The 16,983-nt window shown below is 73.3% G+C and carries 8 protein-coding genes; 5 read left to right on the forward strand and 3 right to left on the reverse strand.

What is annotated here, in order from left to right; all coding sequences use genetic code 11:
- Nucleotides 1-20 precede the first annotated feature (20 nt).
- Entirely contained in the window at nucleotides 21-1,811 is a 1,791-nt protein-coding gene (locus A8713_RS21505; RefSeq protein WP_064535267.1) for a beta-ketoacyl-[acyl-carrier-protein] synthase family protein, read from the reverse strand.
- Nucleotides 1,812-2,140: 329 nt separating this feature from the next.
- On the opposite strand from A8713_RS21505, the gene A8713_RS21510 reads away from it, so the two are divergent.
- Nucleotides 2,141-2,872 carry a DUF7873 family protein gene (locus A8713_RS21510; RefSeq protein WP_064535268.1) on the forward strand — a complete coding sequence of 244 codons (732 nt, stop codon included), beginning with the start codon at nucleotides 2,141-2,143 and terminating at the stop codon, nucleotides 2,870-2,872.
- A 535-nt stretch (nucleotides 2,873-3,407) separates the two neighbouring features.
- Here the strand turns inward: A8713_RS21510 and A8713_RS21515 are convergent.
- Together A8713_RS21515 and A8713_RS21520 are read right to left on the reverse strand one after the other, a co-directional pair.
- Entirely contained in the window at nucleotides 3,408-4,472 is a 1,065-nt protein-coding gene (locus tag A8713_RS21515; protein ID WP_173860886.1) for a hypothetical protein, read from the reverse strand.
- Complete coding sequence (locus A8713_RS21520; RefSeq protein ID WP_064535269.1) at nucleotides 4,469-6,022, reverse strand: phenylacetate--CoA ligase family protein; 1,554 nt, start codon at nucleotides 6,020-6,022, stop codon at nucleotides 4,469-4,471. The genes A8713_RS21515 and A8713_RS21520 overlap by 4 nt, the downstream gene beginning before the upstream one ends.
- A 542-nt stretch (nucleotides 6,023-6,564) precedes the next feature.
- On the opposite strand from A8713_RS21520, the gene A8713_RS21525 reads away from it, so the two are divergent.
- The 4 genes from A8713_RS21525 (at nucleotide 6,565) to A8713_RS34365 (ending at nucleotide 16,880) form a co-directional block, all read left to right on the forward strand.
- Nucleotides 6,565-8,853: a TerD family protein gene (locus A8713_RS21525; RefSeq protein WP_064535270.1), complete on the forward strand. Its 2,289-nt coding sequence runs from the start codon at nucleotides 6,565-6,567 to the stop codon at nucleotides 8,851-8,853.
- A 266-nt stretch (nucleotides 8,854-9,119) separates the two neighbouring features.
- On the forward strand, nucleotides 9,120-11,318 hold the full coding sequence (locus A8713_RS21530; protein WP_064535271.1) for a M4 family metallopeptidase: 2,199 nt from the start codon (nucleotides 9,120-9,122) through the stop codon (nucleotides 11,316-11,318).
- A 319-nt stretch (nucleotides 11,319-11,637) separates the two neighbouring features.
- Nucleotides 11,638-14,829, forward strand: a complete 3,192-nt coding sequence (locus A8713_RS21535) for an AAA family ATPase (RefSeq protein WP_064535272.1) — start codon at nucleotides 11,638-11,640, stop codon at nucleotides 14,827-14,829.
- Between the two features lie 236 nt (nucleotides 14,830-15,065).
- A complete protein-coding gene (locus A8713_RS34365; RefSeq protein ID WP_237305439.1) occupies nucleotides 15,066-16,880 on the forward strand; it encodes an HNH endonuclease in 1,815 nt (604 codons plus the stop codon).
- The last annotated feature ends 103 nt before the right edge of the window (nucleotides 16,881-16,983 follow it).

The following is a 16,983-nucleotide window of genomic DNA, read 5'->3' on the forward strand; positions in this document are numbered from 1 at the left end:
CCGCTCACGCGCACACGCGCTCATGCGCTCCGGGGAAGGCGCCGCAGCGCCAGTACGGCGTTGTGGCCGCCGAACCCGAACGAGTTGCTGAGCACGAGGTCGCCGCGCTCCGGCAGGGCGCGCGGGGCCCCGGTCACCACGTCGAGGTCGATCTCCTCGTCCAGCCGGGCGCAGCCCACGGTGGGCGGCACGACCCCGTTGTGCAGGGTGAGCACCGCGGCGACGGCCTCGACCCCGCCCGCGGCACCCTGGAGGTGCCCGAGGTGTCCCTTGAGCGCGGTGACCGGCACCTCGCCGCCGCCCGCTCCGAGCACCGCCCGCAGTGCCCCGGCCTCGGCGAGGTCGCCCTCGGCGGTGGCGGTGGCGTGGGCGTTGACATGGACGACGTCGACGAGGTGCGCGCCGGCGTCCCGGACGGCCCGGCGCAGCGCGAGGGCGACGCCGCTGCCCGAGGGGTCGGGCGCGGCCATGTGGTGGGCGTCGGCGGAGAGTCCCCAGCCGGCGGCCTCGCAGTAGATCCGGGCGCCCCGGGCGCGGGCGTGCTCCTCCGCCTCCAGGACCAGGATCCCGGCGCCCTCGCCGTTGACGAACCCGGCCCGGTCCGCGGCGAACGGCCGCGAGGGCGAGGTCCCGTCCTCCAGGCCCAGGTCGGACAGGGCGCGCATGGCGGCGAAGGAGGCCATGATCGCCGGGGTGACGACCGCTTCGGCGCCGCCGGCCAGGGCCACGTCGACGCGGCCGTACCGTATCCGGTCGATGGCCTGCCCGATCGCCTCGGTGCCGGAGGCGCAGGCGCTGGTCACGGTGCGGGCCTCGCCGGTGATGTGCAGGTCGAGGGAGACCTGTGAGGCGGCCTGCGAGGGCACGGTCATGGGGGTGGTGAGCGGGGAGACGGCGCGCGGGCCCTTGTCGCGCAGCTTGCGGTCGCCGCCGACGAGGACGGAGGCGTCGCCGAGGATCGCGCCGAGGCTGACGCCGACCCGCTCCGGGTCGAGTCCGCTCTCGCGGGTGCCGCCCTCGGTGAACCCGGCGTCGCCCCATGCCTCGCGCGCGGCGAGCACGGCGAACTGGGCGGCCCGGTTCATCCGCCGGGCCGCGGCCCGGGGCAGCAGTCCGGCCGGGTCCACGGGCACGACACCCGCGGTGCGCACCGGCAGCTCGGCGAACTCCTCGTCCGGCAGTTCCCGTATCCCGTGCCGCCCGTCGAGCAGCCCCTGCCACAGCTCGCCCGTCCCGGTGCCCAGGGGGGTCATGGCACCGAGACCGGTCACGACGACCCGCCGCGGCCCGGCCTCCGAGGGACGGCGGGCCGGCCGCGCGTGATGGCGTACGACGTATCCGGCGTGATCGGCGTCGGCGGCCCAGCCGCGCACGGCGTCGTCGGTCACGGTCTCCGTGGTCCGGGAGTCCAGGTCGCGGTGCCAGCGGCCCCACCGCCGCTGGTACGTCACCTCGACGCCCTCCGGGTCGACGGCGCGCAGCCGGGTGACGGTGTCGCCGTCCCGGAACTCGACGGCGTCCAGCCGCGGCGAGGACACGGCGGGCACGGCCGCGGCATCCACCCGCCGCCCGGCGACGACCACCTCCTGCCCCCGCGCCAGGACCTCTTCCCGGTCCGGACCGCCCAGCGGCGGGCGCAGCGTCACCCGGATCGTCTCCGGTGATTCGGGCAGCGTGTGCAGCACGGCACACCACTGCCGCCGTTCGGCCTCGTCCCGCGAGAGGGCGACCAGATCACCGGGGACGACCTCGGCGGCGGTCACTGCGTGGGGGGTGAGGGGGACTTCTGGCAGCTCGGACGAATGGGACATAAGTGCACTGCTTCCTGTGACCCGAGGTGTCGTTCGGTGGACCATTCGAGTGAAAGGGACAAACAGCCGAAAAACTACGGAAATAGACGTGGGTCCCAAACAGGACGGATGTACGAATACCCACAACTCCCATGAACACCCCAGGAGTTGCCCGCCCACAGCACCCCCGCCTGTGCGCCAGGTCACTGCCGCACGCCGGGGCGAGGTGATGCCGTGTGACCTACGGCACGTCAGATGCGTCGGGGAGGCCGGAGACGGCCGTGGCGGAGAAAACCGGATGAGGACTCGGCTCCCCACGGGCTACGTTGATCGTGCTCGAAGGGGGAACCGTGACCAAGCTGAATCAGATCATCGCCGTGGAGAAGGGCGTCAAGAGCAAAGCGCTCCAGGACAGTGCGGCGGCGCACCAGAAGGTGCAGAAGCCGGTGCTGCTCGCCGGGATCTCGCGGACGTACCAGCCGAAGGACGAGGAGGGCGAGCAGCTGCCGCCCGAGTCCTCGCGGGTGCAGGTGAAGGCCGAGGAGATCCTGCGGGACATGTCGGCGTCCCTGACGCGGCTGTTCGACGTGACCGCGACGAAGGACTGGGCGAACCGCACGGCGTGCGCGGACGTCACGGTGGACGGCCGGACGATCCTCGCCGAGGTCCCGGTCGGCTACCTCCTCTTCCTGGAGAAGCAGCTCACCGAGCTGCACGCCTTCGTCAAGAAGCTCCCGGTGCTGGACGCGGCCGAGTCCTGGTCGCTGGACCCGTCGACGGACTGGTGGAAGACCGACCCGGTCCGCACGATCCGTACGAAGAAGGTGCCGCGCAACCACGTCAAGGCGGAGGCCACCGAGAAGCACCCGGCCCAGGTCGAGGTGTACTACGAGGACGTGCCGATCGGTTACTGGACCACGGTGAAGTTCTCCGGCGCCCTGCCCGCCCGCCGGGTGAACGAGCTGCTGGAGCGGGTGGAGAAGCTCCAGCAGGCGGTGAAGTTCGCCCGCGAGGAGGCCAACGGCACGGAGATCACCGACCAGCGGACCGGGGAGGCGGTGTTCGGCTACCTGTTCGCCTGACCGGGCGACGGGCAGCCCCATGATCGCCCCCGCGTGCGAGCGCGGGGGTGCGTGAAGGACGCGGACCGGATCGAGGACCGGTGCGCGCCATGAGCGCAAGCTGAAACTGACGTTCAGCCTGACTCGCACGGCCGCGGCGATGACCGTGACCGTGCTCAGCCTCAGACTCTCGCTCCAGCTTCAGCATTCGCCACCGATCGCCGGTGGGACCGAGTACGGACGACCGTCGCCGGATGCGAGTTCGAATCTCGCCTGCACTTCTCCGCGGTGCGGTAGTTCAAAGGAAGAACACGGAGGCTTGAACCCGATCCGTACTCTTCAAACGCCATCGGCGTGCGCATGGGGTGGCATCCCCGGGGGCCCGGGAGCTGGATACGTCTCCCGGGTCCCGCCGCGCTTCCGGGTCCCGCCGTGCTTCCGGGACCTGTCGCGTTTCCGGGGCCTGTCGCGTTTCCGTGGGCTGTGGCGTTCCGCCCCGCCGTCCGTTCCGCCCCGCCGTCCGTTCCGGCCCGCCGTCCGTCTGCCCGCCGCGCGCTCACACGAGGCGGGCCACCAGCGGGCCCGTGTCCTCGCCGTGCTCGCGGGCGTCACGCCGGGCCAGCCCGGGGGACGCCCCGGTCCCGACCACCCGCCCTTCGCACAGTACGACCCAACTGCCCGCCGGTAGATCCTCGTTCAGCCCGCCCGCCGGTCCCGTCGGCAGCGTCGCGGCGACCGCCGCGGCCAGCGCGGCGTCCGGTTCCGCACCGGCGGCGTTCGCCCGCCGGGCCGGGCCCGCGGCACCGGCCCGCCACTCGGCGGTGGTCCGCTCACCGCCCGCCCGCCGCGACCACACCAGGTGCTGCACCACGATCAGCGGCCCCAGCGCGGTCAGCAGCGGAAAGCCCTCCGTCAGCGCGCCCACCGCGAACAGCACGCTGATCGCACTGGTGACGACGACCCCGACGGCCCCCGCCAGCAGCGCCGCCGGGCGCCCGTACGCCTTCGCCGCGACCAGTGGGAACAGCACGAGCAGCAGCAGGTCCCCGAGACCGACCGCGACCGGATGCGCGCCGCCGGTGAGCGCGAGCAGCGGGGCGAACGGCCGCCCGCGCACCTGCGCGAAGAAGTCGCCGGTGACATCCGTCAGCGTGGTGGCGACCAGGTCGTAGCAGGTCAACGCGGCTGCCAGCGCCGCGACATGGGCCGAGCGCATCCCGCTCTGCGCCCACAGGTTCGCCACCCCCACCACCGCCACGGCCAGCACCACATCGGTCCCGGCGCGCACCCCGGCCGACAGGTCCGCGACGGCGGCCCCCGCGGTCAGCGCGGTCGCCGCCAGCGCCAGGCACCACGCCCAGCGCCCCGAGCACAGCGGCGCCAGCGTGAACTGCAGGGCCACGCAGAACACCAGCCCGAACAGCGCAGACACCCACGCGCCCGGCAGCGCGCCGTACAGCAGCGGGGCCACGACCACCCCGACGCACAGCACGGCGACGTCCGCCGGGGCGTACACCCCGACCGGCGGCCTGGGCATCGCGACCTTGGCCAGATAGCCGCCGGCCACCGCCATCAGCAGGGCCACACAGCAGCTCAGCGCCACCAGGGCGGTTCCGCTCACGCGCCGCTCCCCTCCTCGGCGGCCGGTGCGCCGCCGCGCGCGGCCACGGCCGGGGTGCGCGCCGCCCGGTCCGCGCCGCCGGACGGCCGGGCCGCCGTCTCGAAGCTGTGCTCGCGCAGATCGGCGCGCAGCGCGGTGGTGGGCGGCATCGCCGACCGGTCGTCGTACAGCACCAGGCCCGCCAGCGGCAGTCCCGCCGCCGCCGCGCGCTCCTCCAGCCGGGCGCGCAGCGCGGCCGCGGGCAGGGACGGCACGAGCAGGTGCAACAGCGCGCCGCCGTCCGCCTGTTCGGTCAGCGCGTAGCGGGCGGGCAGCGGCACCTCGGGCTCCGCCTCGATGAGGTCGAGCAGGTCGCGGGTGGTGACGGCGGCGCTGAGCGGGCCGGTCCAGCGGCCCAGGATCTCCGAGGTGGCGGGCAGATGGGCGAGCGCGCAGCCGGGCGCGGCGGCGGGCAGGCGGACCAGGTCGCCGGTGGCGTAGCGCAGCAGCAAGGTGCACTCCCGGTAGGGGACGTAGGGGGTGTGCACGATCACGCCGGTGCCGCCGGGCGGGGTCGGCTCCCAGGTCAGCGGGTCGAGCACCTCCAGATGCCCGAACTCGGCGGTGTGGTGCAGATGCCCCTGGTCGCACGGCGTGCCCCCGGAGGGCAGCGTCTCGGTCATCAGGTACGAGGTCGCGACGGACGCCCCGAACACGGCCTCGGCGCGCTCGCGCAGCGGCCGGGACAGCACCTCGCCGCCCACCCCGATGCTGCGCAGCCCGAAGTCGGCGGGCCGCCAGCCGTCCCGCTCGGCCCGGTGCACCAGCGCGGAGAGATACGAGGCCGAGGTGCTGAGATGGCTGATCTGCCCGTGCTTGCCCGGCAGCCCGAGCGGCGCGGCGAGCCGGTCCAGCGCCTGCGCCGCCTCCAGTGTGCCGAACTGGACGAAGGAGGCGCCGACCCGGGTCGTGGACTCCTCGGCGTTGAGCAGCGGCAGCGTGGCGCGCGAACAGCCGGCGTAGGCGAGCGTGTCCCGCGGGCCCAGGCCCATGCCGAGGGCGGCCGAGATGGTGCTGAGCGCGATGGTGATGTCGAGTTCGGCCCGTGAGTACCAGACCGCGGTGGGTGTGCCGCTGGTCCCGGTGGTCAGCGCCATCAGCGCGGGCCGCGCCGCGGCCGAGACGAAGGCGCCCGGCATGCCGCGCAGCGCCTTCTTGGGAGTGACGGGCACCCGCGACCAACTGCCGGACCCGGAGCCGTCGTCACCGTACGGGTCGAGTGTGCCGGGATCGAGGCCGAGCTCCCCGAACAGGTGCCGGTAGTAGGCGGTGTGCTCCGCCGCCGCCCGCGCGGTGGCCCGCAGGCTCCGCCGGGTGACCGTGCGCCGCACCTCGGGGTCGATCTGCCCCGCCTGCCCCGGCAGCAGCGCCGAGTCGGCGCCCGGCGCGCCGAACTCCTCCAGGGTGGCGGCCAGGTCACGGGCGATCCGCTCCAGGTCCCCGGGCCGGATCCGGCTGTTGCGCAGTACGGCCATGCCGTACCGGAGCTGACTGAGGGCGGTGCCGAACAAGGAGAGCCCTCCTGACGGGCCGACGGGCGACGGGCCGACCTGCCGGTCGCGGTGGACGGACGGAGAACCGGACACCGGGCGCGCACCGCGCCCGCCGCCACCTCGTCCCCGTCCGTACCGGGCCGGAATCAGGCCATGTGCGCGAACATCGCGGCGGACAGGGTGCTCAGGGCGTACTTCACGTAGTGCTTCACCATGGTCGGAACCTCCTCGCGGGGCGCCACCGGTCGGGCGGCGCATGCCTGTTGACGAACGAGCAGCCGAACGCACTGCCGACCGGATCCGGCCGGAAGCAGCCGCAGTCTAGAAACGTTCATGAGTCCCGCACCAGACGTGATGCGCGGATAAATCGCCTGAACACTCGATTATTTATGGAACCTCTGAGTCCGTATGCGGCCATGGGTGAGAATGGCCGCCATCGCCGTCGACCCCGGTCACGGTGACGATCGTGCGACGTGTTCTCGTCGCGTCGCACGGCGGGCGTGAAGGCAGGGGGCCGGCACGCCAGACTCGCTCCAGTGGGGGGTAATTCCGTGCAAGAGATGATCAAGGGCGCGAACGTGTCGCTGGCGGCCCTGAGCGGGGACATCAGCTCCGTGATCGTCGGTCTGGGCTGGGGGAGCCCGACCGGCGAGGGCGACGCGGACGTCTCGGTCCTGCTGCTCGACGCGAACGGCAAGGTCCGCAGCGACGCCGACTTCTACTTCTACAACAACCCGGTGGCCGCCGACGGAAGCGTGCAGCTGCTGGGCAAGACCCCGACCGCCGACGGCAGCGAGGACCGGATCAGCTTCGACCTGTCCGCCGTCCCGGCCGAGGTCGACCGCGTGGTCGTGGCGGCGAGCCGGTACGGCCGGGCCCGCTTCGGCGAACTCGAAGGCGTACGTCTGACCCTGGCGGACGGCTCCGGCGAGGAGCTGCTCCGCTTCGCGGTCGACGGCGTCGACTCGGTGAGCGCGCTCATCTTCGGCGAGCTGTACCGCCGGGGCGAGGACTGGAAGTTCCGCGCCGTCGGCCAGGGGTACGACAGCGGACTCGCCGGTCTGGCCACGGACTTCGGGGTCGACATCGACGACGACGCCGACGCGGTGGAGGCGCAGGAGGCGCAAGAGGCCCAGGCGGCCCAGGAGTCTCAGGAGGCGCAGGAGGCCGTCGAGAACATGCCGGGGGGCGGGGCTGCCGAGGCCGCCGTAGGGGGCGAGGCCGCCGTAGGGATCGAGGACGCCGGGAGCGGCCGGGGCGGGGAGAACGGCCGGGGCGGGGAGAGCGCGGCCGCGAGCACCGAGGCCCCGGCCCCGGCCCCGGCCACGGGCCCGGTCCCGGTCCCCGCTCCGGCTCCGGCCTCGGCCTCCGCGGAGCCGCTGGCAGCCGTCCCGGCCCCGCGCCGGCCGGATGACGCCGTGCCGGACGCGTCCGGCACCCGCGCCCCGGCCTCCGCCCGGCCGCGCACGGCGAAGAAGAAGGTCACCCTGCCCAAGGTGGTCAGGAAGTCCCTCGCCGAGAACGACTCCTGGCGGGGCGCCCGGCTCTTCCCGGTGTCCGCGCTCAAGAGCGACCGCGACCGCGAGACGCGCGCCACCTCGGTGCTGCTGTCGGTGATGGCCCAGGTGCCGGAGTTCGGCAGACGGCTCACCGCGGGGTTCGGCGCCCCGGCGGGCCGGATGGAGACCTTCACCGAGGTCACGCTGCCGCACGGCGACTCACCGCGCCGCCCCGACGGCGTCGTCCGGGTCGAGCGGGCCGGCAAGCTGTGGACGGCGCTGGTGGAGACCAAGACCAACGGCAACGCCCTCAGGGCCGAGCAGGTCCAGGCGTACATGGACATCGCCGCCCGCCGCGGCTACGAGGCCGTGATCACCCTCTCCAACGACGTGGCCCTGGAGGGCAGTCCGCTCGTCGACGTGAAGATCGACCGGCGCCGCAAGCACAAGGTGGCGCTCAGGCACCTGTCCTGGGCGGAGGTCGCCCACCACGCCCAACTGCTCATCCGGCACGAGGGCGTCGGCAACGCCGCCCACGCCTGGCTCCTCCAGGAACTGCTGCACTACCTCCAGCACGAGAACTCCGGCTGCCACGGCTTCCAGAACATGGGCCCCGCCTGGGTCCCCGTACGCAACGGCATCGACGACGAGACCCTGTGCCACGGCGACCCGCGCGCCCTGGAGGTGGTGGAGAGCTGGGAGCGGCTGATCCGGCAGGTGTGCCTCGGACTGGGCGGCGAACTCGGGCACAAGGTGCTGCCCGTCCAGCGGACCGGGCGCGGCACGGACCCGGGGGAGCGGCGCGGCGCCCTCGCCGACCGGCTCTGCCGGGACGGGCGGCTCCGGGCGGAGCTGCGCATCGAGGGGACGCCCGGTGTCCTCGCCGTCACCGCCGACCTGCGCACCGGAAAGCTGCGTACGTCCATCGAGCTGCCGGCCCCCGAGCAGGGCTACCCGCTGTCCTGGGCGAAGCGGCTCGTGCGGTGCCTGGCCGACGCACCGGCCGACCTCCATGTCGAGACCCTCGTCGAGGGGCAGTCGGGCGGCGGTCCCCGGGGCACGCTGGAGCGGCTGCGGCCCGAGCCCGCCGACCTGCTGCCGAAGGACGGCGGCAGCCGCATCACCGGCTTCCGGCTCTCCCTGCTCAAGAGCATGGGCAGCACGCGCGGCAACGCCGAGTCCGGCTTCATCCGCAGCGTCGACGACGCGGTGCACCGCTTCTACACCACCGTGGTCGTGCACGTGGAGCGGGCGGTTCCGCGCCAGGGCGCCGTTGCCGCCCGGAAGGCGACGGCCGCGACGGCGGCTACGACAACGGCCACGACGGCGGCCGCGGCGACGGCCGGCTGACCGCGCCCGGCCCCTCCCGGCCCCTCCCGGCTCCTCCCGGCTCCTCCCGGCCCCTTCGCCGGGGGGGCGCCCGGATAGGGAAACCCCTCTCCCTCGTCGCAGTGCCTGGCCGCCCCCCTCGCCGGATCCCGACACTCGTGCGTCGGCTCCGCTCCGCCGAGGGGCGGGGCCGACAGCACCCGCAGGTGCCCGCCGCCGCCGTACTCACCGCCGCACGCCCCGGCGGCGGGCACCCCCTGCACGAGGCGAAAGGAACCCCCCGTCCTATGGACATACGAAGAGCCGCGCGACTTCTCACGGTCACTCTGGCCTGCGTGTCCGCGTCCGCCATCGCCCTGCCCGCCGCCCTGGCGGCCCCGGGGTCGCAGCCGCATCCGCATCCCTCCGCCCCGGCCGCCGGGCCGGGCGCCTTCGCCGCGGCCCCGTTCACGGCCGACCCGGCACCCGCCGTCCGCAGCCGCGTCGAGGACAACGCCCGCAAGGTCCTCGCGGACCACGCGGGCGCCGCCCACCGCGCCGCCGGGGACGCCTTCTCGGTCCGCAACCTGGTGGTGGACCGGGACGGTTCCGCCACCGTCCGCTTCGACCGTACGTACAAGGGGCTGCCGACCTACGGCGGCGACGTCGTCGTGCACCTGAAGAAGGACGGCACCTACGCGTCGCTGGCCACCGGCGCGCAGACGTCCCCGACGGTGTCCACCGAGCCCGAACTGCCCGCCTCCCGCGCCGCGAAGGTGTCGAGGGCGGCGTTCGAGGGCCGCGTCGACTCGGTTTCCGCCTCGCACCTCGCGGTGCGCATGCAGGGCAGCGACGCCGCCCTCGTCTGGGAGACCGTCGTCAGCGGCGTACGCCAGGACCAGACGCCGAGCCGGCTGCACGTCCTGGTGGACGCCCGCACCGGCAAGGTCGTACGGACCAGCGACGAGGTCGACACCTTCGCCGCCCGGCAGACCGCCGGACCGGCGGGTACGGCCCGCGCGACGGGGTCCGCCCCCGCGCAGGCCGGCGCCGCCGCGGCCACCGCCACCGGCCGGTCGATCTACAGCGGCCAGGTCTCCCTGGACGTCAGCCAGTCCGGCAGCGGTTACTCCATGCAGGACCCGGTGCACGGCAACGGCTACACGACCAACCTCAACCACGCGACCAGCGGCACGGGTTCGGTCTTCACCAGCTCCAGCGGCACCTTCGGCAACGGCACCAACAGCGACCCCGCCTCGGCCGGCGTGGACGCGCACTACGGCGCCGCGAAGACGTTCGACTACTACAAGAACGTCCAGGGCCGCAACGGCATCTTCGGCGACGGCCGGGGCGTGCCGTCGCGCACCCACTACGGCAACGCCTACGTGAACGCCTTCTGGGACGGCTCCCAGATGACGTACGGCGACGGCCAGGGCAACTCCCGCCCGCTGGTCGAACTCGACGTCGCCGGGCACGAGATGAGCCACGGCGTCAGCGGCGCGCTCACCGGCTGGGACGAGACCGGTGAGACCGGCGGCATGAACGAGGGCACCAGCGACATCTTCGGCACCATGGTCGAGTTCTACGCCGACAACCCGGTGGACACGCCCGACTACACCATGGGCGAGCTCATCAACATCAGCGGCGACAACCGCCCGCTGCGCTACATGTACAACCCGTCCCTGGACGGCCAGTCGCCCAACTGCTGGAACAGCAGCAACGGCAGCCTGGACCCGCACTACTCGATGGGCCCGCTCAACCACTGGTTCTTCCTGCTGGCCGTCGGCAGCGGCGACCACGGCTACGGCAACAGCCCGACCTGCAACAGCTCCACGGTGGCCGGCATCGGCAACGACAAGGCCGCCAAGATCTGGTACAAGGCGCTGGCCTCCTACGCCAACAGCAGCGAGAACTACCACCAGGCCCGGATCGACTCGCTGAAGGCCGCCGCCGACCTGTACGGCGCGCACTGCACCGAGTACAACACCGTCGAGGCCGCCTGGGCGGCGGTCAGCGTCACCGGCGCCGACCCGGTCCCCGGTCCCGGCAACTGCGGCGGCCAGCCCGGCTCGCCGACGGTGACCAGCCCCGGCAACCAGAACGGCACGGTGGGCACCGCGGTCTCCCTCCAGATCCAGGCGAGCGACCCCGGCGGCAAGACGCTCAGCTACAGCGCCACGGGCCTGCCCGCGGGGCTGTCGATCGACTCCTCCACCGGCAGCATCACCGGCACGCCGACCACCGCAGGCACCTTCTCGGTGACCGTCACGGCGAAGAACACCGACAACGCCACCGGCTCGGCCTCCTTCACCTGGACCATCACCGGCGGCGGCACCCCGCCGCAGGGCTGCGGCAACCTGCCGGCCTGGAGCGCGACCACCGCCTACGCACCGGGCGACCAGGTCTCGTACAACGGCCACAAGTGGTCCTCGCAGTGGTACTCGACCGGCGCCGAACCGGGCGCGCCCGGCTCCTGGGCCGTCTGGACGGACCAGGGCGCCTGCTGACCCGTACCGGACAGTGAACGAGCAACACCCTTGCCCGGCCGGGCCGTTGGTCTCCCCACCAGCGGCCCGGCCGCATGTCCGGCCGCACCCCTGCCCGGCCCACTCCGCCTCCCTCATTGGTCTTGACCTTTCACCGGGAGCGGTCCTACATTCGGCGCGGTGTGAATGGCAGGTCCATGATCAGCAACGGCGCGTGTACCCGCACCCGTACGCGCTCCGGTGCAGGCGCCCGTACGCGCACGCGTCACCAGACCCGCGCCCGTACCCGCTCCTGACGTACCTGAGTCATGGACGAGGCTGTGTCCGGAAGGGCTTGCGGATGACCGAGCCGACCACCCTGCCGACGGACGGCCCGGCACGACGGCGGCCGCCCGCCGTCGCCCGCGGCGCCCTCTGCGACACCGTCCGGGCCCAGCTGACCGACCGCGGTGGCGTGCTCCTCACCGGACCCGCGGGCATCGGCCGCACCACCGTCGTCACCGAACTGGTCACCGAGGCGAGCGCCCGCGGCCACCGGGTCCTGCGCTGCTCGCCGTCCCCGGCCGAGCGGCACAGCCCCTACCTCGGCCTCATCGACCTGCTGTCCTCGCTCGACGACGACGCCCTCGGCGGACTCGCCCCCCACGAGCGGGCCGTGCTCGAAGCGGCGCTGCTGCGCAGTGCGCCGGGCGCGCCGGACCCGGGGGACCCTGGGGGCCCGGGGGGCTTCCCCGGCGGCGGGAGCGGCCTCGTGGCGGGAACGGGCCTCGCGGCGGGGACGGGGCTGGTCGCAGGGGCAGGGGCAGGGGCAGGAGCAGGGGCGGGGCTGGTCGGGAGGTCCGCTGCGGCGGCGGGAATCCTTCCACCCGCCATGGTCCTCCCGCCCGCCATGGTCCGTCCGTCCGCCATGGACCTTCCGTCCGGCGTGGCCCTCCCGTCCCCGATGACCCGTCGGGCCACCGAGGCCGGCCCGGCCACCGCGACCGCTCCGGCCACCGACCGCGACGCGCTCGTCCTGCGCATCGCCGTCCGCAAGGCCCTCACCCGGCTGAGCGCCGACGGGCCGCTCCTGCTGGTCGTCGACGACGCGCAGTGGCTGGACGCGCCGACCGCCGACATCCTCCGGTTCCTCGCCCGGCGCTGCGGCCCCGGCCCCGACCCGCGCCCCCGTGTCCTCGTCGCCCTGCGCACGGGCATGTCAGGGGACGGCCCCGGACACCCCGGCGACCGCGCGGACGGCACCGGGAGCGCGCGCGAGGCACAGGAGCTGTGCCCGCCGCCGGCCCGCAGGATCCCCGTACCGCCGCTCACCGCCCACGAGACCGCCGAACTGCTCGACGCGCACGACCAGCCCTCCTGGCCGCGACCGCTCCTCGCCCGCCTGCACCGGGCCAGCGGCGGCAACCCCCGTACCGCCCTGGAGCTGAGCGCCGCCCTCGACGAACACGTGCGCATCCACGGCGCCGACCTGCCAGGGCCCACCGACCCGCTGCCCGTCCCGGACTCCCTGCGCCGCCCGCTCCTGGACCGGATCGACGCCCTGCCCGCCGGCGCCCGGCGCACCCTGGTCACCGCAGGCGCCGCCGTCCGCCCCACCGTGGAACTGCTGCGCCGCGCCGGGCGCCCGCACGCCGAGTCCGACGTGGACACCTGCGTACGCCACGGCCTGCTGGACCTCCCGCGGACCTCCGACCACGGCGCCCTCAGGTTCCTGGACCCGCTGACCCCCGTGGTGCTCCGCACGGTGACCCCCTACGACCAGCTGAAGAAGACGCACCGGGCGCTCGCCGACGCCTCCGACGACCCCGTCGAACGCGCCCACCACATCGCCCGGCTCGCGGCGGGCCCCGACCCGGCCGTGGCCGCCGGCCTGGACGCCGCCGCCCGCATCGCCCGCCGCCGCGGCGCACCCAGGACCGCGGCGCGACTCGGCCGGATGGCCGCCGAGTACACGCCCGCCGGCCAGACAGGCGTCGACATCGACCGCCGCCTGACCGCCGCCGAGGACGGCATCGAGGCCGGCGACTTCGACTTCGCCCGCCAGCTCGCCTACGAGGTCCTGGGCGAGGCGGACCGCCCCGCCGACCGGGTACGCGCCTGGAACGTGGTCATCGACTCCTGTGGCCAGGCGATGGCCGAGATCGCCGACGTCTTCCCGGAGGCCGTACGTGACGCGGGACGCGACCCCGGTCTGCTCGCCCAGCTCCACTACCGGATGAGCTGGCGCGCCTGGATGGTCGGCGGCTGCGCGGCCCGCGCCCGGGAGCACGCCGTACGCGCCGCCGAACTCGCCGCCCGCACCGGCGACCGCCGCACCGAACTCATGGCCCTCACCCAGCAGGCCGCCCTGGAACTCTTCCTCGGCCTGCCTCAGGCCGAGGCCACCCTCGTCGCCGCCCTGGCCGCACCGCACGACGTGCACGCCATGACGCACCACAACGGGCCCGTCTACCTCAAACACCGCTTCCACCTGGTACGCGACGAACTGGACGAGGCCCGCGCCGAACTGCGCACCCTCGTCTACACGCTGCGCCAGCGCGGCTCGGCCGACAGCCTCAGCCAGTGCCTCAACGGCCTCGCCCAGGTCGAACTCCTGCGCGGCCGCTGCCGACCGGCCCTCGCCCTCGCCCGGCAGAGCCTGCGCATCACCGAGGAGGCCGGGCTCAGCCAGGGCCCCGCCTGGTACACGCTCGCGCTCGCCGAGACCGCGGGCGGCACCCTCGGCCAGGCCCTCGCCGCGGCCGAGAGCGCCCGCCGGCACAGCGAGGACGACGACGACCGGCTCTTCCTGCCCCGCGCCCTGCACGCCGAGGGCCGGATCAGGCTCTTCGGCGGCCAGCCCCACCAAGCGGCCGAACTCCTCGCCCGCACCGGCTCGCTGGAGACCGCCCAGGGCCAGCGCGACCCCGCCACCCGACGCTGGCACGCCGACCTCGCCGAGGCCCTGGCCCTCACCGGCGCCACCGACGAGGCCCGCGCGGTCATCGCCCGCGCCCGCCGCCAGGCCGAACGCCTCGGCCGCCCCGGCGTCCTCGCCACCCTCGACCGCGCCGCCGCCACCGTCGACGCCGCCCGCGGCGACCTCGACCGCGCGGTCACCGGCCACGAGAGGGCCGCCGCCCGCCTCCACGCCGCCGGCTACCCCCTCGAAGAGGCCCGCACCCGCCTCGCCCTCGCCCGCCTCCACCGCCGCCGCGCCGACGAACCCGCCGCCCGCACCGCCTTCGCCGACGCCCTGCGCGTCTTCACCCGCGCCGGCGCCCGCTCCTGGGTCACCCTCACCCGCACCGAACGCGACCGCCCGGTCCCCACCCCCCTCCCCGAGACCCCCTCCTGGTCCGAACACCTCACCTCCACCGAACGCAACGTCGTCACCCGAGCCGCCCAGGGCGCCACCAACCGCCAGATAGCCACGGGCCTGGCCCTCAGCGTCAAGACAGTGGAAGCAGCCCTGACCCGCGCCTACCGGAAACTGGGCGCGCAGTCGCGGGTGGAGATCACTCGGATCATCCTGGGCGGGGCCGGGGGCTAGACGGGCGGTTTGCTCGCGTGGGCATCGAGCCATGGGCCTTCGCGATTGCTCTGACCTCCTGCGAGGTCCTGGGGCCAACGCCGCTCGTGAACCTGGTGATCGGCAGTCGCTGTGCCCCTTAGACGGCAGTGAGCCGTAGTCGCACCGAAGCCTGCACAGCTGCGGCGCTCTGCTCGGCAGAGGCGGAGGCAGCCTCCGTTTAATCAATGTCATACGGTCCTATTAATCTCTCCGGCATGGGACTTGGAGATGTGACGCGCGCAGGCGTACTGGCTGCCGTGGAGGAGTGCAGGAGCCTGGGGCGTGAGGCATTCCGCCGCCGGTACGGCTTCGGCCGGGCCGCGGCATACGAGCTGGTGTTGGACGGTCACCGCTACGACTCGAAGGCCATCGTCGGGGTGGCGCACCTGTATTCGGTCGGCGATCTGCTTCAGGCCGCCGACTTCAGTGGGGGTGCGCGCACAGTGGCGCATCGTCTGCGTGCGCTTGGCTTCGCGGTGGAGGACAAGGCCGCTGTCGAGGAGCCGACGCAGGCACTGCCCCAGATGGTGCTTCAGCCTCGTGGTACGGCCCGGGATCGCGGCCCGCGCAACTTCGCCAAGTCCGTACGGCAGGGCATTCGGATCACGGATATCAAGGACGTGCTCGGCGACCAGGCGGATGTCCTGGGCAACCTGTACAGGGACGGCGTCGCCCGGCTGTGGGGCTCCACTCCCACCACGCAGACCAACAACGAAAAGGTCAGGGCTCTTCGGAACAGGCGCGTCGGCGACGACGTGTTCTTCTATGCGGAGAATCACTTCATCGCCCGCGCCCGCATCCTCCACCTGTTCGACAGCGCGCCCGTGGCCCAGGCCGTCTGGGGGACCGACGATGGTGACGCCACTTGGGAACACATCATGGCGCTGGGGGACATCGAGGAGTTCCGCACACGCGTCTTCGCCGCTCCCGTACTGCGAAGCCTGAACATTCCGGTACCGCTGCGGACCCTCGCCCTTCGGTCCTCGGAGGACTACCGCCGCGTTGTCCCGTTCTTTCCGGAGCGAAGCCGGTCTGCTACCGCCAAGCCTCCGGTAGCACCTCCTGCTCAGCCGTCCCGCCTCACCTCCGCCCAGCTACTGGAGCGGTTCGGCTCCCTCAACACCCATCGCCACCCGGAGAACAAGGCCCCCAGCCGCCACCAGCCTTTGGCGTTGCTTTGGGCAGTCGCTCGGATCGCAACGGGAAAGCCGCGCCTGACGCCATGGGCCAGCTTCCGCGCGGAGGTCGGTCCGCTCCTTGCAGAGTTCGGACTGCCCGGTTTCAAGGTGACCCCGGAATACCCGTTCTGGCATCTGCGGGGCAGTGGTATGTGGGAGGTGCACGGTATGGCGAACGGGACCGCTTCCATGCCGCAGGTGGGAATGTTCAACACGGTCCAGCCCGTAGCGGGTCTCACTAGTGCTGCTGCCGAACTGCTTCAAAACCCGATGACTCGCCTGGAAGCCGTGGTCAAGCTGTGTGGCACCTATCTTGCCGACGTCGATCGCCGTCAGTTGCTCGGCCGGGCGGGCCTTGAGGGATACGCCACGGCGGACGGGTTGCCCGCCGACAGCGAGGACGGCCCCGGCGGGGACGGTGGCGCCGACGAGACAGCCGGTACGGAGCGGAGCACCGGTCCGGCAGCACGGCGCGACGTCTCCTCCTCACGACCGGTCCGAGACCCTGCGATCGTGAGCAAGGTCAAGAGACTGCACGGCAACGCTTGTCAGGTATGCGGCGCCTGCCTGTGGTACAAGAGCAGGCCCTACAGCGAAGCGGCCCATATCCGCGGCCTCGGGTCCCCGCATGATGGACCGGACGAACTGCAGAACCTGCTCTGCCTGTGCCCCAATCACCACGTCCTCTTCGACGGGCTGGAGATCTACATCGATGTCGACGACATGGTGAAGTGGACCCGTGATGGCGAGCCTCTGAGACGTCTGCGCCGACACGGCGAGCATCAGATCGACGAGACATACCTCCAATACCACCGGACGTTGTGCGAACTCAACGGCCTGACCATGAAGTAGGGCATCTCTCGTACCTCCGCGAAGGCCCTACTGCCCCGTTCCGACAGAGCCCGTCGAGGGGCAGCAGCAGGAAACAGGAGGTGACGGACCGGACCGCGAACGA

The sequence above is a fragment of the Streptomyces sp. SAT1 genome, from assembly GCF_001654495.1.
Taxonomy (GTDB): domain Bacteria; phylum Actinomycetota; class Actinomycetes; order Streptomycetales; family Streptomycetaceae; genus Streptomyces; species Streptomyces andamanensis.